Source organism: Evansella sp. AB-rgal1, assembly GCF_041820985.1.
GTDB lineage: Bacteria > Bacillota > Bacilli > Bacillales > Salisediminibacteriaceae > Evansella.
This window is the reverse complement of record NZ_JBGUAU010000001.1, coordinates 144,360-166,463: the sequence shown is the minus strand read 5'-3', so window position 1 is coordinate 166,463 and position 22,104 is coordinate 144,360. Positions and strand designations below refer to the sequence as shown.

Genomic DNA, 22,104 nt, shown 5'->3' with positions numbered 1-22,104 from the left:
ACTATTTATTTAAAAGGTGATGAGATAGTGAGACGAATTTTTATGAATGCGTGGAAGTCCACGAGATTCCTATGGGATTTAGAGCATAGGCGAGAATTCGGAGCGTCGAAGGGTATAGAGGCTCTGCAGCTCCCAAAGGAACGTGAATGGGATGAAATGAATGGAATACAGAATATCAAAGTTAATGTTACTAGATATGTTTTGACTACTACTAAATGGAAAATATCCGGAGGCCCTTAGTTAAAATTAGTGTAAATTAACAAAAATTATCGTTATCCATACAATGTTCATACAATAACGAGTTTTTCTTGTGTTTATGTGATTGATGTCACAGATTTTACGACAAATTTCATCGTAAAATAAGAATGTAAACATGATCGTTAAAAAGCGATTCATAGTTTTGCTTCCTTTTAATAAGAACCCAACGTATTTGTGAATGTAGCTGGTTCCCCCAAAACCAGCAATGTTGCCAAATCATAGCGTAACAAACCCAATAATCGTTTATATGACCCCCAATCATATAAACAAAAAAAGCTACGAGAGATGTTAATCTTTCGTAGTTTTTTTATACAATAATGTGAAGTAAAACGAAGAATAGGAATAAGAAAGCGATACTCCGGTGATTTCTTTTTCTTCTACCAGTTGCTTTTCGATGTCGTAACCACCCGGAAAGTATTAACAAAACAAATAAAGTAGCAGCTAAAATACCAGAGACTTCCTTTGGAGACAATGCGAAAGTACCCGATAATAACACGAATGTTATGTGTAAAATTACAAAAATAGCACAAATAAACCCGAGAGGTCTATGTGTTTTCATCCAGGATCGAGCTAACTTTGCAACCGAGAGTTTCTGTTTACGATATTTCGACTTTCGAATAAAAAGAAAAAGAAAATATATGAAACCATTGCAAAGTGCAATCAATAAAGCTATATAACCCGTGAATGCACTTAACGATAAGGATGCCAAATGACTCACCTCTATAGAAGTGTATTTTTACAAGAAAGAAATAGAATGAAAACATAAATAGAGATACTAGTTAACTTAGATTAAGATGTTAATGTTTATTTTCAATATATACCCATGCAAGTGAAAATTTGCACCATGGCGGATGAAAAACGTTGTGCAATAGTTTAAGAACTATTCACCTTATATGCAATGAGCGTAAGTCTACGAACTCCAGTGGGAAGTAGAGTAGAGGCGAGACCACGAAACGACATAGTCGTGGAGGGGGCTCGGCAACTCCCCACAGGAAAGGAGTGGACTGGAGCGAATGGAATACAATTCAACAAAGTTGTTAATACTTGATAATTTAAGTCCGCTTGATAGGCGTATTTTTACTAGACACTATAAAAATTTTCGTAGCAACAAACTACTTTTATTGTACTATCTTCGTAAACGTAGTAACAAAATGTTCTTCACTCATTTTCACTGTATCGTAAGAAAATCCTTTTGCACTCATAACCTGAAATAAAGGTCTTGGTACAAAAGGAGTATGAAGCAATAGCTGTTTATGATTATCCAATTCTTCTACATGAGACATTATTTTTTGAAATGGATCATTTCCTGTCGCAATATCTTCTCTAACATCCAGTTCTATTATATTATCCATTTAATTTCCTCCATTAATATTAATGACAACTTATAATCTTATAGTACGACCAGGAGTGAAATATTGCTGTGATGTGTATCACCCTACTTTTAAATCGTGAAAAAACCAATGTGATATATTTCACATAAATTACTGTCCGTTTTTGATACAATACACATGTTATAAATGAGTTAATTAGGAGGAACTACAATGGTTCAATGCGAAATTACACATGTAGGAAGTGATGATTTCATACTGGTAACCGGAGGATCAAAACCACATCTAGGTGCAGTAGTAATTGGAACGTGGGAAGGAAATTACGCAAATGTAGTAAGTCACGGGCTACCTCATCATAAAGAGGAAGAATTATTTCTTGAGTTGGCAAAAGTTTGGTGTAGTACGTTTGAAAAGACAGTTGTTATTACAGGTGGCATTCATATAGATAATGCAACAAAAAATGATATTGAGAATTTAGTAGATAAAACATGGGAGAAATTCTTTATACTAATGGCGGATAGTAAAACGAAAGGAAGTCAGTCACTCACTAATTCAGCTATAAACTAATAACAGCCTTGTCGGTCTATAACATATTACTATTTTCAAAAAGGTTGTAAAACTTAACAGCCTTTTTTCTTCGTATGAAAAGGTTTCTTATTTTAGTTTGTTTTAAAGAGTAGTGGATAGTTGAAAATAAAGTGTATTACAAACCATGTCCATAAATTAAATCACTATTGTTTATATTTGATCACATTGTTTGATACAATAAGAAGGGAAAAAGTAACTTACAGTTGGAGGATTTTATGAATATAGAGATAACGGATGCTGCTTTTGCTTGGTTTAGAGACGAACTTGCATTAAACGATGGAGATAGTGTTCAATTCTTTGTTAGATACGGTGGTTGTGGCGATTTCCAAACGGGATTCTCTTTAGGTGTAACTGTGAAGGCTCCTGAGGATCCAGCAACAACAGTAGAAAAAGAGGGATTTGTGTTTTACATTGAAAATAAAGACGAATGGTATTTCGATAACAGCGATCTACTAGTTGACTACGATCAACAGAAAAAAGAAATCCAATATTTGCATAATAAGGAAACATGACTGATAGAAATATTTTTAAAAATAAAAGAGTGTAAAATGTCAAAACGACCTTTTACACTCTTTTTTTATGTTGATTTATAATGTTCACAAAATCGTACGGGACCAGGGACCGTACGATTTTGTGTTTGTATGACAGTTTTGTGAACTGGATTTAACCACTATTATTATGTTGATATCCTTTTGTATCAACGTTTTTGAACACTACATCACATTAATGTGACACGAAATAGTAACGTCGTGTGACGAAAATCACAGTTTTACTGTGATTTTTTGCACAGTGTATCTTCTTGTGGATTTCTACAATAGAGACAACAACTACCACTCATTAATAATAAACAGGTTTTTAGGGGGAAGAAACATGAAGGAGCTTGAAAAACGCTTTTATTCAAAAGCAAGTATGTATTCCTTTTTTGTAGTAGTAATTTTATTTATTTCGATGTATATCGGTACAAGACAGTTCACAAAAGTAGACTTAATGTTATTTGGATATATGGTTGGTTCATTTATTTTCTTCATTGGAATGACCGTTCGGATTACAGCTTGGGTACTTCGCCCTGCGACACATGAATTTATGAAAAGATCAATTCAAAATATGAAAAGTAAGAACAGGCAAGGAAGAAACGTAAAGGCAATTATTAAGACATTAATCGATAATATCATTCTACAAAAGTATATTTTCAAACGAGGAATTTACCGAGGCATCCAACACTGGCTTATTGCATGGGGCTGTATCGGGTCATTAGCAATTACATTTAGCTTAACGTTCGGATGGTTGCACTTCAGACTTATTGATGCAACAACGTATCAGATGGTTGTAATGGGAGTACCAGCAATAACGATGCATCCTGATGGTTTACTTGCTTCGTTATTCTTTGAAGGATTAAACATCACAGCAACGATGCTTCTTATCGGGGTAATTATGGCGATAGTTCGCCGCATAACGAATCATGACGTACAAGTAACACAGCGACCTGAATTTGATTTAGTACCACTTTATATTTTATTAGCAATGACGGGAACAGGGTTATTATTAACTGTTTCATACAAGCTTTTAGGTGGGTGGATGCACCCACAATTTCAAATTCTTCACCAAGTCACTACGGTATTATTTTTAGTTTACTTCCCATTTGGTAAGCTTTTCCACTTACCAATTCGCCCGATGGCAATAGGGGTACCAATGAATTATCAAGAAGAACCAGGTGTTGATACGAGAAATTGCTTAGGTTGTGGAGAGCTTTACTCAAACGATGATCAAATTGCAGATGTTCAGGCAATCTTAGGAGTTCAAGCGTACGATTTACAAACAAGTGATGGACACCATTCTTCAGATTACTGTACAGCTTGTCGTAGAAAAATCAGAGTGATGAATCATTTAAATATGAAATCCCCGTTTGGTGAGATAAAAGGACCAGTACAAACGAACAACGGAATACACATCCCAGGTTTTGGGCGAAAACGATCGGAAGAGTACTATGAAGAATTCGCTAAGGAGGATAAGTAAATGACACAGTTTGTTGTAAAACCAGGAGTAAAAAACCTTCATCATGAAGGGGAAAAATTGATCACAACACATTGCTGTTATTGTGGAATGCAATGCGGTATGCACATTCGAGTAAATGAAAAAACAGGGAAAGTCGTAGGAGTTGAGCCAAGATACGATTGGCCAGTAACGATGGGTAAAATGTGTCCTAAAGGAGTGACAGCCTATCAGACTGTTGATCATCCTGAAAGAATTACGAAACCATTAATAAAAAAGAACGGTGAATTTGTGGAGAGCAGTTGGACGGAGGCACTCGATCTAATTGAGAAGAACTTCAAAGGTTTACAAGAGAAATATGGTAAGGATGCTCTCTCTGTTTTTGGTGGAGTTTCCATGACAAACGAAAAGTGTTACTTAGTTGGTAAATATGCACGAGTAGGATTAGGAACTAGATATGTAGATTATAATGGAAGGTTTTGTATGTCCTCTGCAGCAGGTGGATTTATGAAAACGCTAGGAGTTGACCGAGGCTCCACACTACCATGGCCAGAATTAGAACATACAGATTGCTTCTTTATGGCAGGTTCCAACACAGCTGAGTGTCATCCAACATCCATTCAATGGCTATGGAGAGCTCGTGACAAAGGTGCAAAAATGATTGTAGCAGACCCACGAGAAACACCGACGGCCAGAATTGCAGATGTTCACCTAGATTTAAAAGCGGGAACCGATTCTGCTCTAGCAAATGGAATGATGCACTTACTCATTAAAGAAGGCTACGTAGATCATGAGTACGTAGAAAAGCGTTGTAATAATTATGAAGAACTAAAGCAAGCAGTAGAAGAGTTTACACCAGAACATACATCAGAAATAACAGGCATTTCTATTGAAAAATTAGTGAAAGCTGCACACATTTTTGGGAGATCTCCAAGATCAGTTGTCATGTTTGCGCGTGGTGTAGAACAACAATCGAAGGGCGTAGATAACGTATGCCTTTACACCTCCATGGCACTTCTTAGAGGACAAATTGGGAAATTTGCATCAGGAGTTGCAACATTTACAGGTCAAGGAAATGGGCAAGGTGGTCGTGAACACGGTCAGAAAGCAGATGCACTTCCTGGGTACCGTAAAATTGACAATCCAGAGCATGTTGAATATGTTTCAAACGTGTGGGGAATTGATCCTTCCGAAATGCCAAAGGCTGGAGTTTCAGCGTATGAGATGTTTGATGAAATTCAAGCAGGAAGAATACGTGCAATGCATGTTATATGTAGTAACCCAGCTGTATCTGCACCAAATAACCACTATATCTGGGATGGGTTCAAAAAATTAGACTTTATGGTAGTAAGTGATTTCTTTCTTTCAGAAACTGCAGAGTTTGCAGACGTTGTTTTACCAGCAACTACTTGGGCTGAGGATGAAGGAACAACAACGAATCTTGAAGGTCGTGTTATCCGAATTCGTAAAGTAAAAGACCCAATTGGAGAATCAAAAACAGATTGGGAAATTATGAAGCTCATTGCAGAGCGTATGGGAAAAGGAAAATACTTTAACTACAATGACGTTCCAGAAATTTTTGAAGAATTCCGCTTAGCTTCCAAAGGTGGAAAGGCAGATTATTACGGAATTACGTACGATCGGATTGAAAAAGAAGATGGGGTATTCTGGCCTTGTCCATCAGAAGATCATCCTGGTACACCAACGATGTTCAAAGAAAGTTTTGGAACACCAGATGGGAAAGCAAACTTAGCTGCGGTTCAATGGCAAGAGCCAGATGAAACCCCAACGAAAGAATTTCCACACACATTAACGACTGGGCGAGTTGTTTTCCATTACTTATCAGGAACACAAACAAGACGAACACAGTTCTTAATGGAAAAATGTCCAGAGCCGTACGTGGAAATGCATCCAGCTCTTGCTTCTCAGTATTCCATTCAAGACGGGGAAGAAGTGTACTTGGAGACAAGACGAGGATCTATGACAGTAAAAGCACGAATTACAAAAGCAATTCGAGAAGATACTGTGTTTATTCCATATCACTGGGGCAAAGAGCTTTCCGTAAATAAATTAACGAATCCAGCTCTTGACCCAACATCAAGAATGCCAGAATTTAAAGTATGTGCCGTGAAGCTCAGAAAGGCATAAAAGGAGGACCAACCATGAAAAAAGTAATGTATTTAGAATTTGAACGATGTATCGGATGTCGGGCCTGCCAAGCTGCCTGTAGAGAGTGCGGTGGTCACGATGCAAAAGAACGTAACTATGTAGAATATATTGATTTCACAGAAAGCAGACAAACATTTCCAATGATGTGTATGCAGTGTAAAGATCCAGCATGTGCTCGTGTTTGTCCAGCGAATGCGATCCAAATTACAGACGATGGTGTTGTTTTATCAGCAATGGAAGAAAAATGTATCGGCTGTAGAAACTGTACGTTCGGATGTCCTTTTGGAATACCTAAATTCGATTTTGAAGAAAACAAGATGTACAAATGTGATATGTGTTATGACCGAACAAAGCATGATATTGCACCAATGTGTGCTTCTGTATGTCCTAGTGATGCGATTCGTTTCATCGATCATGAGGAAATGATGGAGCTACGACGTAAAAGAACGCAATTAAATTTAATTGAAGGGAAAAAACCTTCAGAGAATGATAAATGGCAGTATGTTCCGGAGTTCTTTGGGGTTTACACAGACTGATACTGATTAGTAAGTAGAAACGGCTGTTTTCGTAAGCTTATCCACTATGAAAGAGCTTGGTGAAGCAGAAGGTGTGACTGTTTTAGAAAACAGCCATTCGAGTTTTTACAGATAGAAAGAAAGGAGTGGCAATGATGACTTGTCCAAAAGATCGTAATATTAGAAAACAGTCAAAAGAGGATATGGTAAACCTCGTTGATAACATAGATCAAAAGGATGATTTAAAATACAACCGTCGTGCATTTTTAAAGAGTGCAGTAGGTGCATCCATGGCTTTAGGGCTTTCTACTGTTCCGTTTAGCGTACGTGCCATGATTGGATTAGCAGAACCTGATCATGATCGAGTAGAAATTGTGCAACTAGATCAATTACCAGAAGGGGAGTCTGTTACATTCTATTATCCTACGGAAAATGATCCAGCTCTTCTCATTCACACAGTAGAGGGGAAATTAGTAGCATATAACTCAGCTTGTACTCACTTAATGTGTCCAGTGTTTTATCAAAAAGAAAAGGATGTTCTTCTTTGCCCTTGCCATAAAGGATATTTCGATGTAAATGATGGGCACCCTATCGAAGGACCACCACAAAGGGAACTTCCACTTATTGAAATTGAAGTGGATAACGGAGTGGTATATGCCACAGGGAGGCAGTTTCGACATGGGTAAAAAAACGTGTTGGTCTATTATCGTGATAACGATTGCTGTCAATGTAATGATGCTTCAGTGGACAGTGGAAGCATATTTAGGAAGAGATAACGAGTTTGTCTTACTTTATTCAGGTATTGGAATTGCAATGGCGTTCATAGCCTTCTTAACATTTTTACAATGGAGAAAAGTAGAGTACGCTGCGGATTCACAACAACAGACGAAGGAAAGAAAGGCTGAACCTACTTCTTTTCCTATTGAAAAATGAAATAGGTTTAGATATGAACCCAACTTCTTTTAGTATAAACATGGAAAGATAGTTTGTATTATTTACTTACTGTTCTAGGAGGAACGAAAATGGCTAAAATAACAACGTGGGCTCCTGAAAACGAAGAGTTTTGGGAGTCAAAAGGTAAAAAAATTGCTAATAAAAACCTAATGATTTCAGTATTTGCACTTATTCTAGCATTTTGTGTTTGGCAATTATGGTCTGTAACTGCTGTTAGGCTCAATGACGTAGGCTTTGAATTCACTCAAAATCAGTTGTTTACATTGGCTGCTTTACCTGGGTTAACAGGTGCCACAATGCGATTAATCTATGTTTTTTTACCATCGCTACTTGGTGGAAAAAAGACAACTTTGTTAACTACAGGTGTTTTACTTATTCCTGCCATTGGTATTGGAATAGCTGTTCAAAATCCAGAAACGAGCTTTCTAATGATGGCTATTTTAGCAGCGTTGTGTGGTTTAGGGGGAGGGAATTTAGCTTCCTCAACAGGAACATTAAGTCCTTATTTTCCAAAAGCAAAAAAAGGAACAGCCAATGGAATTAACGTTGGTATAGGAAACCTAGGGGTATCTGTTGTACAGCTTGTTGCACCTTTAATCATTGGTGTAGGCTTTATTGGAGCTTATACAGGCGGAGCACAAATTATGGCTGATGGAACAGAACTTTACATTCAAAACGCTGCTTTCATCTGGGTTATACCTATCATTGCGTCATTCCTTATTACTTTATTCTTAATGGATGAAGTTCCAAGTATTAAGCCAAGTATATCTACTCAGTTACAAGTGTTGAAAATGAAACATATGTGGGTAATGACGTGGTTATATGTTATGTGTTTCGGTTCATTTATTGGTTTCGCGGCTGCGTTTCCACTCTTGATTCGCGCTGAATTTCCAGAAATAAATGTAATGAGTTTTGCATTCCTTGGGGCATTAGTAGGAGCTTCCATTCGCCCATTTGGTGGCTGGTTGTCCGATAAAGTGGGAAGTGGTGCGAAAGTAACATTTTGGACTATTATTGTAATGATTTTAGCTACTTTTTCTGTAATTGTCTTCTTAAATTTAGAGAATTTCTTCGGGTTCTTGGCTTCCTTCTTAGTGTTATTCGGATGTGCAGGTATCGCGAATGGTTCTACATTTAGAATGGTTCCATTTATTTTTGAAGAAAAACATGCTGTTCCAGTTTTAGGCTTAATCGCTGCTATTGCAGCATACGGTGCTTTCTTCATTCCGAAATTGTTTGGTTGGTCACTAGACACAACTGGGGATGCAGACTTAGCTCTATATTTATTCATTGGTTTTTATGTGATTAGTTTAGTAATATGTTGGTTCTTCTACACAAGAAAAAATGCAAATATAACTTGTTAAAAACATAGACAGAGACCTTAAACTAATAAGGTTTCTGTTATTTTATTTTATGACTTGGGAAAATGTTTATCCAAAAAAAGGTAACATTCAAGTGTTTTACATAATTTTAAGTAGCGTATTTACAAATTTTTGGTTTTTATCCAATGTTCTTTATGGTAAACGTCATGAAATAGTCAAATATTATCAGCTTATTACTATACGAATGGTGTTAATATGATACTAGAAGATAAACTTATGCAATGATAAGAGAAAGTAGGGTTTTCTTATGGAAAAAAAGCAACTAAAAATGAAAAGATTCTTTAATGAATTATCTGAAGAAAACCAAAGTTTATTACTTACGTATGGATTAGAAATTAAAGTGAAAAGCGGTACATTTCTTTTTTATGAAGGAGATTATCCAGAGCATGTTTACCTCGTTCGTTCTGGAAAAGTCCGTTTAAGCAAAATGACTGCAGATGGAAAAGAGTTTTCCGTACATTTAAAACAAAAAGACGAGCTAGTGGGAGAAGTTGGGCTCTTCAATGAAATGTCTATCAGTGTTACGGCAGAAGTAATTGATGACGCAACATTGGTTCGTTTTGATCGTCATACATTAGAATCTTTATTTCGTGAAAATGGTGAAATTGCAGTAGCTTTTATGAAATGGTTTGCTCGCCACACACAATCCACACAAGCAAAATTTCGTGATTTAATTTTATGTGGAAAAACAGGTGCTTTTTATTCGACACTCATTCGATTTAGTAACTCTTATGGTGAAACACAAGGAGACTCTATTTTAATTAATGTTCAACTAACAAACCAGGACATTGCTAACTATATTGGCACAACTCGTGAAAGTGTAAATAGGATGTTGAATGACCTCAAAAAAACCAATGTGCTAACAATGGAAGACGGTTACATTCTTATCCATAATATAAAGTTCTTGAAAGATTATTTGCACTGCGGAGAATGCCCAGTGGAGATATGTACGATTTGAAATGATAATGTTATATACTCTAGAGCCTAGGTCTCTGGAGTATTTTTTTTGTGAGGATATGTGGTCTATAAATTAGTAATGAGAATTGATGCTTTTTATACTAAATTAAGAGAGAATGTTTATTCTATGTAATGTTGAATTCCCGGAAGAGAGTTTGGATGCGCCGAACGGGAATCGAAAGAGAAGTTCAATTCCCGAAGGAGCGAGTGGATGCGCCGAACGGGAATCGAAAGAGAAGTTCAATTCCCGAAGGAGCGAGTGGATGCGCCGAACGGGAATCGAAAGAGAAGTTCAATTCCCGAAGGAGCAAGTGGATGCGCCGAACGGGAATCGAAAGAGAAGTTCAATTCCCGAAGGAGCGAGTGGAAGAGCCGAACGGGAATCGAAAGAGAAGTTCAATTCCCGAAGGAGCGAGTGGAAGAGCCGAACGGGAATCGAAAGAGAAGTTCAATTCCCGAAGGAGCGAGTGGATGCGCCGAACAGGAATCGAAAGAGAAGTTCAATTCCGTAATTACCAATTACGTGTCATTAGACAAATATAATGTTTAAAATCAAATAACCTACAAATTTATTAAACTTATTTCAGACTTTTCTATATAGTGAGACTTATTCCCTTTCCTAATCTGAATGTAATTAGTGTTTAATACTCTCCATATAGTTTTCATTGAAATAACTCTACCACACCAGTCAAAAATTACTGGGGTTTCAACTCTTCTCTCTGGGAACAACAGCCTAAATTCCTTAACCATTCTAATTATCCCTTCATCAACAGACTCTTTATGTTTGCATGCGGAACAATAAAAAGTTCTCCCTCTAACTGTTTCAATGAGTAATAACCTGCAACACTTACATACCACCCCTTTCTTTAATAGTTCAAACTGATACGGTGTCGAAATATACTGATAAGGAGCCTCCTCTTTATGTAGAGCAATCATTTTATCTGCAAGCCAGCGGTGCTGTTGATTTAAAGTGGAAGGTACAGTGTTTAGTTTATCAATAAATTTATTTAACTGAGTGGGTAATATGATAGGTAAATCTTTGGAAGCTTGGAATAGGGTAAACTGAGGGTTTGGGAACAAGAGTAAAGATTTAACTTGGAGATTTAATTGGTAGTAATTGACCATTTGTCGTAATAAAGTATCGGCTCGATCAAGTTGATTTAAATGATTTGTCCGTGATTTTCCTGAGTCTAAGGAATACCATTTATCATCTTCAATATAATAGTCGCCTTCTAAGTTTTTTACTTCCAAATTGTATAAAATTTGTTGAGAAATAATAGAGTTGTCTAATTGAAATTTAGAACCATTCCATGTGAGGGAGAGACCTTTCAATGAGTAGTGATCGAAACTTAATTTTTCAAGGAGAGTATCAACGTATTGCTCGCCGGCAAGACCTTTCTTATCGTTCGCCAAAGTGTACTTGTCCTTTTGCGATAGTTCCATCCTAGCATCAAGATATTGGAGAAGAAGGAGTTTCTTTGGGATTTCACGGGGTTTGAGTATCATATTTGGTTTTTCCTTTCATCGGGGGATTTTTGGAGAGTATTGAATTAAACATAAAAGCATTTCTATGAATTGTCAAGAAAAATCGAATGTCCTAAGAAACGCCTAAAATTGATCTCAACACTCTCTCCCTAAAACCAAGCCTTAAATTACCCCAACTATCCTCAAGTTTTCACCCATAAAATATTGTTCACCAGTTGTTGAAATTACAGTACAAGTGATATAGGTATTTTCTTCGTCCACTCTTTCTTTTTTATAAGATAACAGTAAACCTCGACCTAGAAGTTCATCTCCATGATAGACTTCGACGTTCTGCCCTTCAAGGGAATGAAATTTCGCTTCTTCAATATATTCTTTCCATTGCTTAAAGCCATGATAGATATATACTTTTTGTCCGTATTCGTCATAGCCTAATAAAGCAGCTGTGTCGTCTACTTTCCCATTTACGTGAACCACAATTTCATGAATTAGGTTATGAATTTGAGAACACTCCTCCATAGACACATAATTTGGAAACGAAAGAACAACTTCGTTTAATGATTGATTTTCTTGTAAAACTAAAGAGTGACCTTGGCGAATGGATAATGGGAATTTATACTCTGAATTCAACGTAGAAAACCCCAGTTTTTTCAAAAACTCAGGTATTAATCTATTTTCATGATAAGTAATTTTCGTTTTTAACATATAAATCACCTCAACATTACTGTACCAAATATTCTACGGCTACGCTGTGTAAAAGTTCACACAAGTAAATAAAGCATGTGATTCCAATCACATACTTTTTATAGAGAAGAGTGTAAAATAAAGATATCATGCTAACTGAAAGTAGGAGATATCATGAAATGGTATATACCTAAGGAACATGGCGCATGGGCTATGCTAATCGTTCCTTATTGGATTGGCGCAACGATTAGCGGAGTTCAATGGATCCATGTAATCTTCTTTCTTGGGATATTTTCAATATATTTTGCACAAGCACCATTATTAACCTATATACGTAACCCAAAACATAAAGATGTTTGGGCTTCGTTCGCTATATACGCAGTTATTGGGCTTAGTATTATGCTCCCAATAATGATAATGGAGCCTGCACTATTAGTCATTGGTATTTGTATTCTGCCACTGTTTTGTATTAATTTACTTTTTGCAAAGTTAAAAAAAGAAAGGTTGTTTATAAACGACCTTGTAGCAATTATTGCCTTATCTAGTTTGCTGTTGTTAGCTTACCGCTTAACAGAACCGTCCTTATCCTTAGAATCATTTACGTACGTCCTTATAACTATTTTATTTTATACAGGTAGCGTTTTTCATGTAAAGTCACTAATTCGTGAAAAAAATAATTCCTTATTTCAACGATGGTCCATTGTGTATCATATTGCAATTATTCCGTTATCCTTCGCTCTACAGTGGTATGGTGCAGCAATTACTTTTTCAATTAGCTTAGGAAAAACAATATTTGTTCCTACAAAATGTCTGCAACGGCCAATCCACATTGGAGTTGTTGAGGTCATCAATAGTGTTGTGTTTTTTATTATCATCGTTTCCGTGTATTTTACATGGTGATTTTTTCTTGATGAGCGATATTCTTAATTTAAACGTCGTAACAATAAGAGCAGTGTAAAGTGAGAAGGATATAAAATGTCTATATGTTATCTTTTCTTGAGAGGAAAAAAACGGAGTTGTTAAAGATATATTCGATTTTCGATGAACAGCTTACCCTTTTATTGAATATCATACGTTGAAGAAAGATTTCAATATTACTGGAGAGAGATGATCATGTCAATAAAAAAACGTTACATTATAATTGAAGAGAAAGAGTGCCACATCCACCTTCCAGTAAAACCAAATGGTTATGCAATTTTAATTTTAGGGGATCGAAATCACTTCGTAAATAAAGAAGAAAGTCTTTGGACACAACACCCTGCTAGGAAAATGTTAATGACATTTTTTTTAGAAAAAGGATATACCATTTTTTATGCTGAACAAGATGGGGCACATTGGGGAAATGATCAATTATTTAGTGTGTTGGAACGATTAGTTCATCATGTTAGGAAAACGGAAATAATTAATGAACACATTCATATTTTTGCAGAGGGTATGGGAGCTTTATTAGCACTTCGGTTTTTAAAAAATGCACACATGAACATACGATCAGCTGTACTATTTAATCCTTGTTTATATTTATCTGAGCAATATGAGTTAGAAAAGAAAAATAAATTTTACTATAGAAAATTTATAAAAGAAATTCGAAATGCTTATGGGATTGCGGAAAAAGAAGTAGAATCACTTTGTAAGAATCAAACAAATAGTATACAGAATATGGTGATTAGAAATCCAGTGAAAGTATTTCAAGCAATATATCAGGCACCATATCCTTCAGTTAACCATATTCAACTCTTTTCAAAAAAGAAAGAAGAGATTGAAAAAGAAGTTCTCACTACTTTCTTTGTTCCAGGCAAAACAATAGATCAATTTAAAAAACCGATTTGTAAGTTTTATGGAAGTTACGAAGGGAATTAGGTTAAGATAATATTAAAAATTTGTTACAAAATACTCATTTTAATAAATTTAGTGATATTATTAATCTAGTAAAAAGAATGAAAGAGGTGACAATATGTGAAAGCAGTAATTGGTGTAATCCTATTTACAGTTGTCACCTTATTTTGTTATGTAATTTTACATAGTTTTACGAATATAAATAGTATCATAGCAGTGATACTAGCAATTATTGCAGGTGCTTTATCAGAGATTTTTTACTATAGTCGAAAGAAGCGGTAAAGTTATATTTTTTTGATTTATCAACTCAAGAGGAGAGTGTCTTCTGAATGAATTATTGCCTTAAAATAGGTCTCATTCTAATTCTTTTACTATCTGGCTGTGTACAAGCAGAAGGAGTGGAGAGTAAAAAAATAGGATTAATCCTATCATCTCATTTTGATGATCAAGGGTGGAATAGTAAAGCATATCAAGCATTACTTTCCATTCAATCTAACTTAGGAGTAGAGGTATATGTAGAGGAAGATGTTAAAACAAAAGATCAAATAATTTTCACGTTAGAAAAGTATGATAATGAAGGTATTTCACTTGTTTTTGGACATAGTTCCTCTTACGGGGATACCTTTATGGAAATCAAGGAAGAATACCCGAATATTCACTTTGTTGTATTTAATGCAGAAGTGGAAGGAGATAATATCACCGGTCTTCATTTCGAAGGATATTCAATGGGGTATTTTGCAGGTATGCTAGCTAGTGAAATGACGGAAACGAACAAAGTAGGAATTATTGCTGCATTTCCCTTTCAGCCAGAAGTGATTGGATTTCAGGATGGAGCGAGCTTTCATAATCCTGATGTTGAAGTCACGATTGGTTACACGAATAGTTGGATAAACGAAGCAAAAGCAATTGAGTTTTTTGATGATATGAATGACAAAGGTGTAGATATTTTTTATCCAGCAGGAGATGGGTTCCATATAGCCATTGTAGAAAAAGTAAAAGGAAAAGGTAACTATGCTATTGGGTATGTAGGTGATCAAATCGATTTGGGTGAATCTACTATACTTACTAGTACGGTACAGCATGTGGAGAAACTTTACGAAAAAATAGCAAAATCCTTTATAGATCATTCATTGGAAAGTGGGAATATGTACTTCGACTTTTCTGAAGGTGTAATTTCTTTAGGAGAGTTTAGTAAGGAAGTACCCGAAGAAACACAGCAATGGATCAGACAAGCAATAGAGGATTATATACAACATGGTAAACTACCGCACGAATTAATTGATTAAAGAGTGGATCCGCTTAATAATAAAGTAATGGGTTTATTTGTGAGGTGCAAAACGGCAAAACACAGATAAATTTACATGCTAAATCACACATCTATTACAACGGAAATCACAGTATAATTCGCATATTAAAATGGCACGAAGAATATGTTTTTATTAAAAGGCAAGAAAAATATTTAAAGCGCTTTAATGTTACAAATTATAATATACAAAAGAAAAAGGATAGGTAAAGCAGTAATCACAACTGCCTTACCTATCCTTTTTTTGTATACAAATGACCTCATTTATCATGACAATGTAGAAATCTCTTGTTGTACTAATCTGCGTTAGTACAATAAAAAATTATAGTTTCTTTTCAAAAAGGATAATGGATAATTGTTTATTCACCATGACTTCTTTAATATTTTGAAACCCATTCTTATTATAAAAACTAACAGCTGGTGCATTTTTAGAACCTGTTGATACTTTTATCGTTTCTAACCTGAACTTATTTCCAATGAAATTTAATAGCAACTGTGCAATTCCTTTTCTGAAATGGTTTGGATGTACGATTAGCCTATGAATATCAACTTCATCGTCAATTACTTTTATAGAAATTGCTCCGCATAATTGTTTATTTTCATAATAACCAAAGAAAGTTTCATCGCAATGTTGCAAAGTATAAACTGTATCCTTTAATGGTGGTATTTCATATGAACCAATTATTTCTGCCTCTACCTTATATGATGGTATCTGAACATTTAAAAGATCCTCAGCGTTTTTTCTATTGCTAATATCAATTATTTTTATCATGGGAACCCTCACATCCAAATTATTGTCTTTTTCCACAAAACTACTCCATCAGCACAATAAGTGGGAACGTCCGTTAACCTAACGCTCTTTTAAAATTGAAGAGTTAAAATCCCAACGTTTATCTATAGTCGGAATAGTTTATAGACCTATTGTTGATTCCTCACTGGTTCTATTTTCATCATAGCTCCAAAGTATTGTGAAGCGGTAGTGAAAGAAATAAATGCACAAAGTTCACTAATTTCTTCCTCAGTCATGTATTCCCTCAAAATTTTAAAAGATGAATCTGATATTTCACCTTTTTGTTTTAGAAACACCTCAGTAAATGCAACCGCAATAGAAATTTTTTCGTCAAATTTATTAAGTTCAGGTTTACCTTTGGCTTTACAATATTCACAACCATTCTTTTGAGCTAACGTTCTCCTAACTTGCTCTTTCAATTCAGCAGAGAGTAAACCTTCTTTTTCTAATACATTTCCCAAATAGCACCACCCTTGCATTACTTCTAAGTTGTGTCCTAAAAGTCGTTGAAAGGATGTATCTCCAAAATTTGATTCTTTAATTCTTGCCATTTGAAATCCCCCTTTGTATATTTTATTATATAAAACAAAATACACAAATAACATTAAATGAATAACAAATAATTCACTTAAACATTAAATGATCAAACAAATAAAAGGGGGATACCTTTAAGAATGAAAATTGATGATATTGATAGAATGATATTAGATGAATTGCATAATAATAGTCGCCTATCTATGAGTGAGATTGGAAGGAGGGTAAATTTATCTTCTCCTTCTGTAACAGAACGTGTTAGGCAAATGGAGTCATACGGTATTATCAAGAAATACACTTTGGAAATTGATTACGACAAATTAGGTCTGCCTATTCAATGTATAATAGAGGCTACCGTTAAAAATGGTGATTACAAAAATTTTAAAAATTTTATTCAAATGCTCCCAAACGTACAGTTCTGTTATCGCATAGCAGGTAATGCGTGTTATATGCTTAAAATGCACTTTGATACCTTTTCAAAGGCGGAGCAATTCATAGAAGAGGTAAACCCCTACGCACAAACAGTCACACATTTTATTTTCTCACAAGTATCAACAGAGCCAAAAATAAAAGGAACAGGCTCCTTTATGTAATAACTTTCATGAATTGGCACATCAGCTTGGTAACAAGCTTCCATAAAGATAGTAGCATTATATAAAAATATAGGGAGCTTGTTCCACTAAACTTTCACAAGAATAAATGTATCTCGGCATTGCCTTATTACAAACGCTTCGGATGACAGTCCTTGTTTCAAAGTTTCCTGCTTCCCAAGTTCTATACAACGACATTCTCACCTTATCTAGTTTTTCATCCATGCGGCATAAGTTAGCATACCTTTTCCATTGGAATGGCTCTAGCCTTCCTTCTGCCGAATCCACCTGTGCTTCGAACCCAATGAACTGTCATTCATGACGCACGCAGGAGTGTTGATGGGATTGTTTCAGGAAACATGGTTCCATCATTCCAATCCTCCGTTGTAAAGTTAAAGTTTATCTTGTAAACTTCCTGTTTTTCACGCTAGAAAGCGCTTATAACAGAACTTGTCGCGCGCTTCCGTTTGTTGAAGGAGATAACGTCCGTTCCAATCATTAATAATCTTAGTTTACCTCTAGTTTTTCAAGTCTAGTGGGTTGATAATAATTACTTTTTGAAGATTTTAAATTCAATGTACATAATATCACAGATATTAACAACATAACCAAAGATCCAGTAATAACCGCAAATTGAATTGAAATAACTTGTGCCAAAAGCGCTATAATACCAGTCGATATTATAATAAGTGTTGCTTCGACTAATCCATATAAACTACCAATTCTCCCCATAACATCAACAGGAATATTGTTCTGATAAAAAGTAAGAAAACCTGTATTGGCAAAGGCAAGAGAAAAGGCAAGAATAAAAAAACCTAATGCAGCAATAAAAAACGAATTTGAAAATGAATAAATGATATAACCAACGGATACAAATGTGGAACCTAAACCAATCATAAATGAAATTGCAATCTTCTTAACAAAAAGTGTGTTAATAAACGCTCCAACAATGATACCTCCACCTGCAACGGTAACTAAGAAACCGTAGTCACTATCTGATAAACTAAGAACTTCTTTTGCAAAAACAGCTTCTAATGAATCAACAGCAGCAGTCATAACAATAACTGAGCTAAACAAAAAATAAACTAGCATGATATAAACGCTCTTCCTGCTGAAATTCATCACGATTTGAAAATCTTTCATCAATAACTGGATTGATAACTTCTCCTCATCCTTATTAATAGCTTGTGACTGTTTCTCTAAATTAGGCATAAGTAATGTGATTAAACCTGATAAAAATAATGCAATAGCATTAATTATAATACCAAGTTCAGGTGTACCAATTATGAAAAGCACTCCCGCTAGAGCAGGACCTAACAGAAAAGCTCCAGAATCAATTAAACTGATTAGAGAATTAAACCTCTTTCTTTGTTCGGAAGGAATTAATTTTGTAATATAAACCATCGATGTCGGGTTAAACATTGATGTTGCCATATTAATCAAAAAGACAATTATATACAATAATAATAAGGATGCATCTAGTAACCAAGGTACAAGAAATAAGCAGAGTGCTCTAAAAATATCAAGAAATATCATCACATTTCGTTTATTAAGTCTATCAACAATACTACCACACCAAAAATTAGTAAACATAGTTGCTAAAGGTATAAGAATATAAAGTACAGCTACGGCAAGAGGAGAACCCGTGATCTCGAATATCAATAAATTGAGTGCGATTAAATAAACCCACGCACCTAAATTTGATACTCCTATACCTAGTAATAAAATAGAAGGATATTTCCAGGATTCTACCAAGTGTTTCAAACTCATCAAACTCACTCCTAAATTCTATTTTTATTACTTTCTTTTTTTAACATATAAAAAAATCCCACCCCCAAGACAGAAAGATGTCTTGGGGGCGAGATTAAAAAATCGCGGTGCCACCCCAGTTTATTAATATGTCACCATATTAACCTTATCAGGTACGGCATTAATATTCTTATACCCTAGCTCTATAACGGGAGCTCCCGTTACACCATCCCCCTCATAAGGTTCCAATGTAGTGCTCAGAGGCTTGTTTCAATAAAAATTTTCTTACTCCTTTTCAGCTTTCGGAGCTCTCTGTAAAGAAACTTTTTAATTTACTCTTCTCATCATCGCATATGTAAATTATTTAATATTTTACATATTATAGCATCAACATTCATGATAGTACATATAGATATTATCATCATAGAACCAGTCGCAACCTTTTTCATTTTTTCTGCGTGCGGTGTGGTTTCAAGGAAGCTTATTCAAAGTCCTATGAGATGCAAAGCAGAGGTGAGACTTCGGACCTAGCATAGAAGACACCGTGAAGAATGAACGTATGTCGCACTTGTGGAAAGCGAATGGAATACAAACAAAGTTGTTAAACTAGATAGTTTAGGCAGCTTGATAACACGTATTATGCAGCCTAGACCGCAACAAACATAGTATCATTTGCATTTTCCCTTTCAAGAGGTCATGATAGAAGAGGATGAAGAAAGGAGGGAATGTAATGGCAGAACAAAATAAAGCAATACATAAAATGGCCCAGCGCGTGATGGATGGATATGAGGCAGTACATAACAAACAATATGATAAAGGAAAACAATTGCTAGAGCCTTTACTTAGTTTTCTTCATCAGGAGGAAAAACCAAATGTTACACTTTTATGTTATGTAGCTATATCTCAAATCGGATCGAAGGATATAGATAACTTCTTAAAGACATTTGAAGAACTTCAAAAACATGAGCCGAAAAACAATAAAGAAGCAGCACTTAAAGAAAGAGTAGAGAAAATGTTTGAGGAATTAATGGGGTCCTTATCAGATAATCTAGGCGAATAACTTTTTTATGTGTAGTAAGCCTAGTTCCCCCCCTTTTCCCTGACTGGACAGGTACACAGAGGTGAATGTCCTCATATAATGGTACAGAAGACCTGTCAGAGAAAAGGAGGTTGTATTCGTGTATTCACCGATGCATCAGCATGGATTTTATAGAAACCAACCTGGGCAATATAGAGACCACCATCATCACCATCCAGGTGGACATCAACGGTTCGGACCTGTTTTACCATTTATTGCAGGTTTAGCTGGTGGCGGATTGTTAGCTACTGTTTTTTCAGGACCAAATCATCCTGGACCAACAGCTCCACCACCATACTATGGGCCACCACCGAATTATGGACCAAACTATGGACCGAACTATGGACCAAGTTACGGACCACAACAAGGACCAAGTTATGGACCACAACTAGGACCAAGTTACGGACCGAGTTATGGACCACAGCACGGACCAGACTACGGTCCAGATTATGGACCAAATTACGGACCGAATTACGGTCCAAACTACGGACCGGACTATGCCCCAACCATTGGCGGGCACGGTCATAGATAACCGGAAAGATACTATTACGAAAAGTGAGAAATTCCGTCTTAAGATAGGGCGGAATTTTTTTTGTAACTATTATTCTCCACGGAAATCCAGTGGAAAGCAGAGTAAAGGCTCGGCAACTCCCCACAGCATAGAAGACACAGTGAAGCATGAACGGATGTCGAACATGTCCCCTTGGGTGAAAAGGAGTGGACTGAAGCGATGGAGTAATTCCCAACTAAGTTAGTAATACTAGATAAGTTTGACTAGCACTAACACACGTTTTTTCAGAGGTAGAACTTGGTGTAATATAATCCATTATAAATTGGGGGGAACCCTACTCAAACAAAAAAACTTAACATTGCATTTTCTTTAGTACTAGGTCATAATATTAAGTATAATGATGAACAGATTTATGGGGAAAACAAGGAGGAAAACGGTATGAACGCAGGGATTATTGGGATAGGTAAATTCGTACCTGATAACATTGTAACAAATGCTGACTTAGAAAAAAAGCTAGATACAAATGATGAGTGGATTCGCACAAGGACAGGAATTAGAGAGCGAAGAATCGCTCCTGATCATATAAATACCTCTCATATGTCTTATGAAGCTGCTGTAAAGGCATTGGAAGACGCTAATTTAACTGGGGAAGATTTAGATCTTATTCTTGTAGCTACGGTTACACCAGATCAGGCATTTCCTTCTGTCTCATCAATGCTTCAGCATCAATTGGGTGCTCATAAAGCTGCAGCAATGGATTTAAGCGCAGCTTGTGCGGGTTTTATATATGGAATGGTAACCGCGAAGCAATTCATAGAAACAGGTGCCTATAAAAATATTCTTATTATAGGCGCAGAAAAATTATCAAAAATAGTAGATTGGCAAGATAGAAATACAGCTGTACTCTTTGGGGATGGTGCCGGGGCTATCGTTATGGGGCAGGTTTCCGATGACCGTGGAATATTATCCTTTGAACTCGGAGCAGACGGCAGAGGTGGCGAACACATTCAACAGAAAGAATTTCTTCATATGAATGGCCGAGAAGTCTTCAAGTTCGCTGTTAGACAAATGGGAGAGTCGTCCATGAATGTCGTGGAAAAAGCAGGCTTAACGAAAGAAGATGTGGATTTCCTTATTCCACACCAAGCAAATATACGTATCATGGAATCGGCTCGTGAAAGACTAGATCTTCCAACAGAAAAAATGTCTAGAACTGTTGATTATTATGGAAATACTTCATCTGCCTCTATTCCATTATCTTTAATGTATGAGATAGAGCACGGTAAAATTAAGGACGGAGATTTATTAGTTTTAGTTGGGTTCGGAGCGGGTCTCGTATGGGGTGCAGTTACATTACGATGGGGTCGCTAAATAGTAGCAAACTAACTTATTTTTTTTACCGTATATAGA

25 protein-coding genes and 1 other annotated feature are annotated in these 22,104 nt (G+C 35.8%); of the genes, 18 read left to right on the top strand and 7 right to left on the bottom strand.

The features are described from left to right. Nucleotides 1–565: 565 nt before the first annotated feature. Together ACERII_RS00890 and ACERII_RS00885 are read right to left on the bottom strand one after the other, a co-directional pair. A complete protein-coding gene (locus tag ACERII_RS00890; RefSeq protein ID WP_373639515.1) occupies nt 566–967 on the bottom strand; it encodes a hypothetical protein in 402 nt (133 codons plus the stop codon). Between the two features lie 409 nt (nt 968–1,376). Then, a complete protein-coding gene (locus ACERII_RS00885) occupies nt 1,377–1,610 on the bottom strand; it encodes a DUF2249 domain-containing protein (protein WP_373639514.1) in 234 nt (77 codons plus the stop codon). 189 nt (nt 1,611–1,799) lie between these two features. Here ACERII_RS00885 and lpdD point away from each other — a divergent pair, with 189 nt between their 5' ends. The 10 genes from lpdD (at nt 1,800) to ACERII_RS00835 (ending at nt 10,683) form a co-directional block, all read left to right on the top strand. Continuing rightward, nucleotides 1,800–2,153, top strand: coding sequence for a prenylated flavin chaperone LpdD (gene lpdD / locus ACERII_RS00880; protein ID WP_373639513.1), 354 nt, complete (start codon nt 1,800–1,802; stop codon nt 2,151–2,153). A 236-nt stretch (nt 2,154–2,389) separates the two neighbouring features. Next, nucleotides 2,390–2,686: a HesB/YadR/YfhF family protein gene (locus ACERII_RS00875; RefSeq protein WP_373639512.1), complete on the top strand. Its 297-nt coding sequence runs from the start codon at nt 2,390–2,392 to the stop codon at nt 2,684–2,686. Nucleotides 2,687–3,044: 358 nt separating this feature from the next. Next, nucleotides 3,045–4,187: an MFS transporter gene (locus ACERII_RS00870; RefSeq protein WP_373639511.1), complete on the top strand. Its 1,143-nt coding sequence runs from the start codon at nt 3,045–3,047 to the stop codon at nt 4,185–4,187. Then, complete coding sequence (gene fdhF, locus ACERII_RS00865) at nt 4,188–6,311, top strand: formate dehydrogenase subunit alpha (protein ID WP_373639510.1); 2,124 nt, start codon at nt 4,188–4,190, stop codon at nt 6,309–6,311. Between the two features lie 14 nt (nt 6,312–6,325). Then, the gene (locus ACERII_RS00860; protein ID WP_373639509.1) at nt 6,326–6,868 is read left to right on the top strand and encodes a 4Fe-4S dicluster domain-containing protein; all 543 of its coding nucleotides are present in this window, start codon (nt 6,326–6,328) and stop codon (nt 6,866–6,868) included. A 134-nt stretch (nt 6,869–7,002) separates the two neighbouring features. Further along, nucleotides 7,003–7,533, top strand: a complete 531-nt coding sequence (locus ACERII_RS00855; RefSeq protein ID WP_373639508.1) for a QcrA and Rieske domain-containing protein — start codon at nt 7,003–7,005, stop codon at nt 7,531–7,533. Next, nucleotides 7,526–7,780, top strand: a complete 255-nt coding sequence (locus ACERII_RS00850) for a hypothetical protein (protein WP_373639506.1) — start codon at nt 7,526–7,528, stop codon at nt 7,778–7,780. The genes ACERII_RS00855 and ACERII_RS00850 overlap by 8 nt, the downstream gene beginning before the upstream one ends. Before the next feature lie 89 nt (nt 7,781–7,869). After that, the gene (locus tag ACERII_RS00845) at nt 7,870–9,165 is read left to right on the top strand and encodes an MFS transporter (protein WP_373639504.1); all 1,296 of its coding nucleotides are present in this window, start codon (nt 7,870–7,872) and stop codon (nt 9,163–9,165) included. A 265-nt stretch (nt 9,166–9,430) separates the two neighbouring features. Then, nucleotides 9,431–10,141 (top strand): Crp/Fnr family transcriptional regulator, encoded by a 711-nt coding sequence (locus tag ACERII_RS00840; RefSeq protein ID WP_373639503.1) that lies wholly within the window; start codon nt 9,431–9,433, stop codon nt 10,139–10,141. Between the two features lie 158 nt (nt 10,142–10,299). After that, nucleotides 10,300–10,683, top strand: coding sequence for a hypothetical protein (locus tag ACERII_RS00835; RefSeq protein WP_373639502.1), 384 nt, complete (start codon nt 10,300–10,302; stop codon nt 10,681–10,683). 18 nt (nt 10,684–10,701) lie between these two features. Here ACERII_RS00835 and ACERII_RS00830 read toward each other — a convergent pair whose 3' ends face one another. Both ACERII_RS00830 and ACERII_RS00825 read right to left on the bottom strand, forming a co-directional pair. Further along, the gene (locus tag ACERII_RS00830) at nt 10,702–11,553 is read right to left on the bottom strand and encodes a nuclease-related domain-containing protein (RefSeq protein WP_373639501.1); all 852 of its coding nucleotides are present in this window, start codon (nt 11,551–11,553) and stop codon (nt 10,702–10,704) included. 234 nt (nt 11,554–11,787) lie between these two features. Continuing rightward, nucleotides 11,788–12,327, bottom strand: coding sequence for a hypothetical protein (locus tag ACERII_RS00825; RefSeq protein ID WP_373639500.1), 540 nt, complete (start codon nt 12,325–12,327; stop codon nt 11,788–11,790). A 153-nt stretch (nt 12,328–12,480) separates the two neighbouring features. On the opposite strand from ACERII_RS00825, the gene ACERII_RS00820 reads away from it, so the two are divergent. The 4 genes from ACERII_RS00820 to ACERII_RS00805 all read left to right on the top strand — a co-directional run bounded on the left by ACERII_RS00820 (nt 12,481) and on the right by ACERII_RS00805 (nt 15,425). Continuing rightward, the gene (locus ACERII_RS00820) at nt 12,481–13,206 is read left to right on the top strand and encodes a YwiC-like family protein (RefSeq protein WP_373639499.1); all 726 of its coding nucleotides are present in this window, start codon (nt 12,481–12,483) and stop codon (nt 13,204–13,206) included. A 213-nt stretch (nt 13,207–13,419) separates the two neighbouring features. Beyond that, entirely contained in the window at nt 13,420–14,163 is a 744-nt protein-coding gene (locus ACERII_RS00815) for an alpha/beta fold hydrolase (RefSeq protein WP_373639498.1), read from the top strand. A 96-nt stretch (nt 14,164–14,259) separates the two neighbouring features. Continuing rightward, entirely contained in the window at nt 14,260–14,421 is a 162-nt protein-coding gene (locus ACERII_RS00810; protein WP_373639497.1) for a hypothetical protein, read from the top strand. Nucleotides 14,422–14,468: 47 nt separating this feature from the next. Further along, nucleotides 14,469–15,425, top strand: a complete 957-nt coding sequence (locus tag ACERII_RS00805) for a BMP family ABC transporter substrate-binding protein (protein WP_373639496.1) — start codon at nt 14,469–14,471, stop codon at nt 15,423–15,425. 339 nt (nt 15,426–15,764) lie between these two features. Here ACERII_RS00805 and ACERII_RS00800 read toward each other — a convergent pair whose 3' ends face one another. Both ACERII_RS00800 and ACERII_RS00795 read right to left on the bottom strand, forming a co-directional pair. Next, entirely contained in the window at nt 15,765–16,250 is a 486-nt protein-coding gene (locus ACERII_RS00800; protein ID WP_373639495.1) for a GNAT family N-acetyltransferase, read from the bottom strand. A 110-nt stretch (nt 16,251–16,360) separates the two neighbouring features. Beyond that, complete coding sequence (locus ACERII_RS00795; protein ID WP_373639494.1) at nt 16,361–16,783, bottom strand: carboxymuconolactone decarboxylase family protein; 423 nt, start codon at nt 16,781–16,783, stop codon at nt 16,361–16,363. Nucleotides 16,784–16,906: 123 nt separating this feature from the next. On the opposite strand from ACERII_RS00795, the gene ACERII_RS00790 reads away from it, so the two are divergent. Then, complete coding sequence (locus tag ACERII_RS00790) at nt 16,907–17,359, top strand: Lrp/AsnC family transcriptional regulator (protein WP_373639493.1); 453 nt, start codon at nt 16,907–16,909, stop codon at nt 17,357–17,359. 504 nt (nt 17,360–17,863) lie between these two features. Here ACERII_RS00790 and ACERII_RS00785 read toward each other — a convergent pair. Further along, nucleotides 17,864–19,120: an MFS transporter gene (locus ACERII_RS00785; protein WP_373639661.1), complete on the bottom strand. Its 1,257-nt coding sequence runs from the start codon at nt 19,118–19,120 to the stop codon at nt 17,864–17,866. 87 nt (nt 19,121–19,207) lie between these two features. Then, nucleotides 19,208–19,462: a binding site (T-box leader), on the bottom strand. Between the two features lie 373 nt (nt 19,463–19,835). Between ACERII_RS00785 and ACERII_RS00780 the strand changes: the two genes are divergently transcribed. The 3 genes from ACERII_RS00780 to ACERII_RS00770 all read left to right on the top strand — a co-directional run bounded on the left by ACERII_RS00780 (nt 19,836) and on the right by ACERII_RS00770 (nt 22,065). Beyond that, complete coding sequence (locus ACERII_RS00780; protein ID WP_373639492.1) at nt 19,836–20,165, top strand: hypothetical protein; 330 nt, start codon at nt 19,836–19,838, stop codon at nt 20,163–20,165. A 118-nt stretch (nt 20,166–20,283) separates the two neighbouring features. Then, nucleotides 20,284–20,715: a hypothetical protein gene (locus tag ACERII_RS00775; RefSeq protein WP_373639491.1), complete on the top strand. Its 432-nt coding sequence runs from the start codon at nt 20,284–20,286 to the stop codon at nt 20,713–20,715. A 417-nt stretch (nt 20,716–21,132) separates the two neighbouring features. Then, nucleotides 21,133–22,065, top strand: coding sequence for a beta-ketoacyl-ACP synthase III (locus tag ACERII_RS00770; protein ID WP_373639490.1), 933 nt, complete (start codon nt 21,133–21,135; stop codon nt 22,063–22,065). Nucleotides 22,066–22,104 lie beyond the last annotated feature (39 nt).

Bases quoted from the DNA above. Each gene is read 5' to 3' on its own strand.
- ACERII_RS00875 (WP_373639512.1), top strand. From the start codon at position 2,390: ATGAATATAGAGATAACGGATGCTGCTTTTGCTTGGTTTAGAGACGAA.
- ACERII_RS00805 (WP_373639496.1), top strand. From the start codon at position 14,469: ATGAATTATTGCCTTAAAATAGGTCTCATTCTAATTCTTTTACTATCT.
- ACERII_RS00870 (WP_373639511.1), top strand. From the start codon at position 3,045: ATGAAGGAGCTTGAAAAACGCTTTTATTCAAAAGCAAGTATGTATTCC.
- ACERII_RS00825 (WP_373639500.1), bottom strand. From the start codon at position 12,327: ATGTTAAAAACGAAAATTACTTATCATGAAAATAGATTAATACCTGAG.
- ACERII_RS00790 (WP_373639493.1), top strand. From the start codon at position 16,907: ATGAAAATTGATGATATTGATAGAATGATATTAGATGAATTGCATAAT.
- ACERII_RS00885 (WP_373639514.1), bottom strand. From the start codon at position 1,610: ATGGATAATATAATAGAACTGGATGTTAGAGAAGATATTGCGACAGGA.
- ACERII_RS00770 (WP_373639490.1), top strand. From the start codon at position 21,133: ATGAACGCAGGGATTATTGGGATAGGTAAATTCGTACCTGATAACATT.
- ACERII_RS00855 (WP_373639508.1), top strand. From the start codon at position 7,003: ATGACTTGTCCAAAAGATCGTAATATTAGAAAACAGTCAAAAGAGGAT.
- lpdD (WP_373639513.1), top strand. From the start codon at position 1,800: ATGGTTCAATGCGAAATTACACATGTAGGAAGTGATGATTTCATACTG.
- fdhF (WP_373639510.1), top strand. From the start codon at position 4,188: ATGACACAGTTTGTTGTAAAACCAGGAGTAAAAAACCTTCATCATGAA.
- ACERII_RS00795 (WP_373639494.1), bottom strand. From the start codon at position 16,783: ATGGCAAGAATTAAAGAATCAAATTTTGGAGATACATCCTTTCAACGA.
- ACERII_RS00835 (WP_373639502.1), top strand. From the start codon at position 10,300: ATGCGCCGAACGGGAATCGAAAGAGAAGTTCAATTCCCGAAGGAGCGA.
- ACERII_RS00845 (WP_373639504.1), top strand. From the start codon at position 7,870: ATGGCTAAAATAACAACGTGGGCTCCTGAAAACGAAGAGTTTTGGGAG.
- ACERII_RS00820 (WP_373639499.1), top strand. From the start codon at position 12,481: ATGAAATGGTATATACCTAAGGAACATGGCGCATGGGCTATGCTAATC.
- ACERII_RS00840 (WP_373639503.1), top strand. From the start codon at position 9,431: ATGGAAAAAAAGCAACTAAAAATGAAAAGATTCTTTAATGAATTATCT.
- ACERII_RS00780 (WP_373639492.1), top strand. From the start codon at position 19,836: ATGGCAGAACAAAATAAAGCAATACATAAAATGGCCCAGCGCGTGATG.
- ACERII_RS00850 (WP_373639506.1), top strand. From the start codon at position 7,526: ATGGGTAAAAAAACGTGTTGGTCTATTATCGTGATAACGATTGCTGTC.
- ACERII_RS00860 (WP_373639509.1), top strand. From the start codon at position 6,326: ATGAAAAAAGTAATGTATTTAGAATTTGAACGATGTATCGGATGTCGG.
- ACERII_RS00815 (WP_373639498.1), top strand. From the start codon at position 13,420: ATGTCAATAAAAAAACGTTACATTATAATTGAAGAGAAAGAGTGCCAC.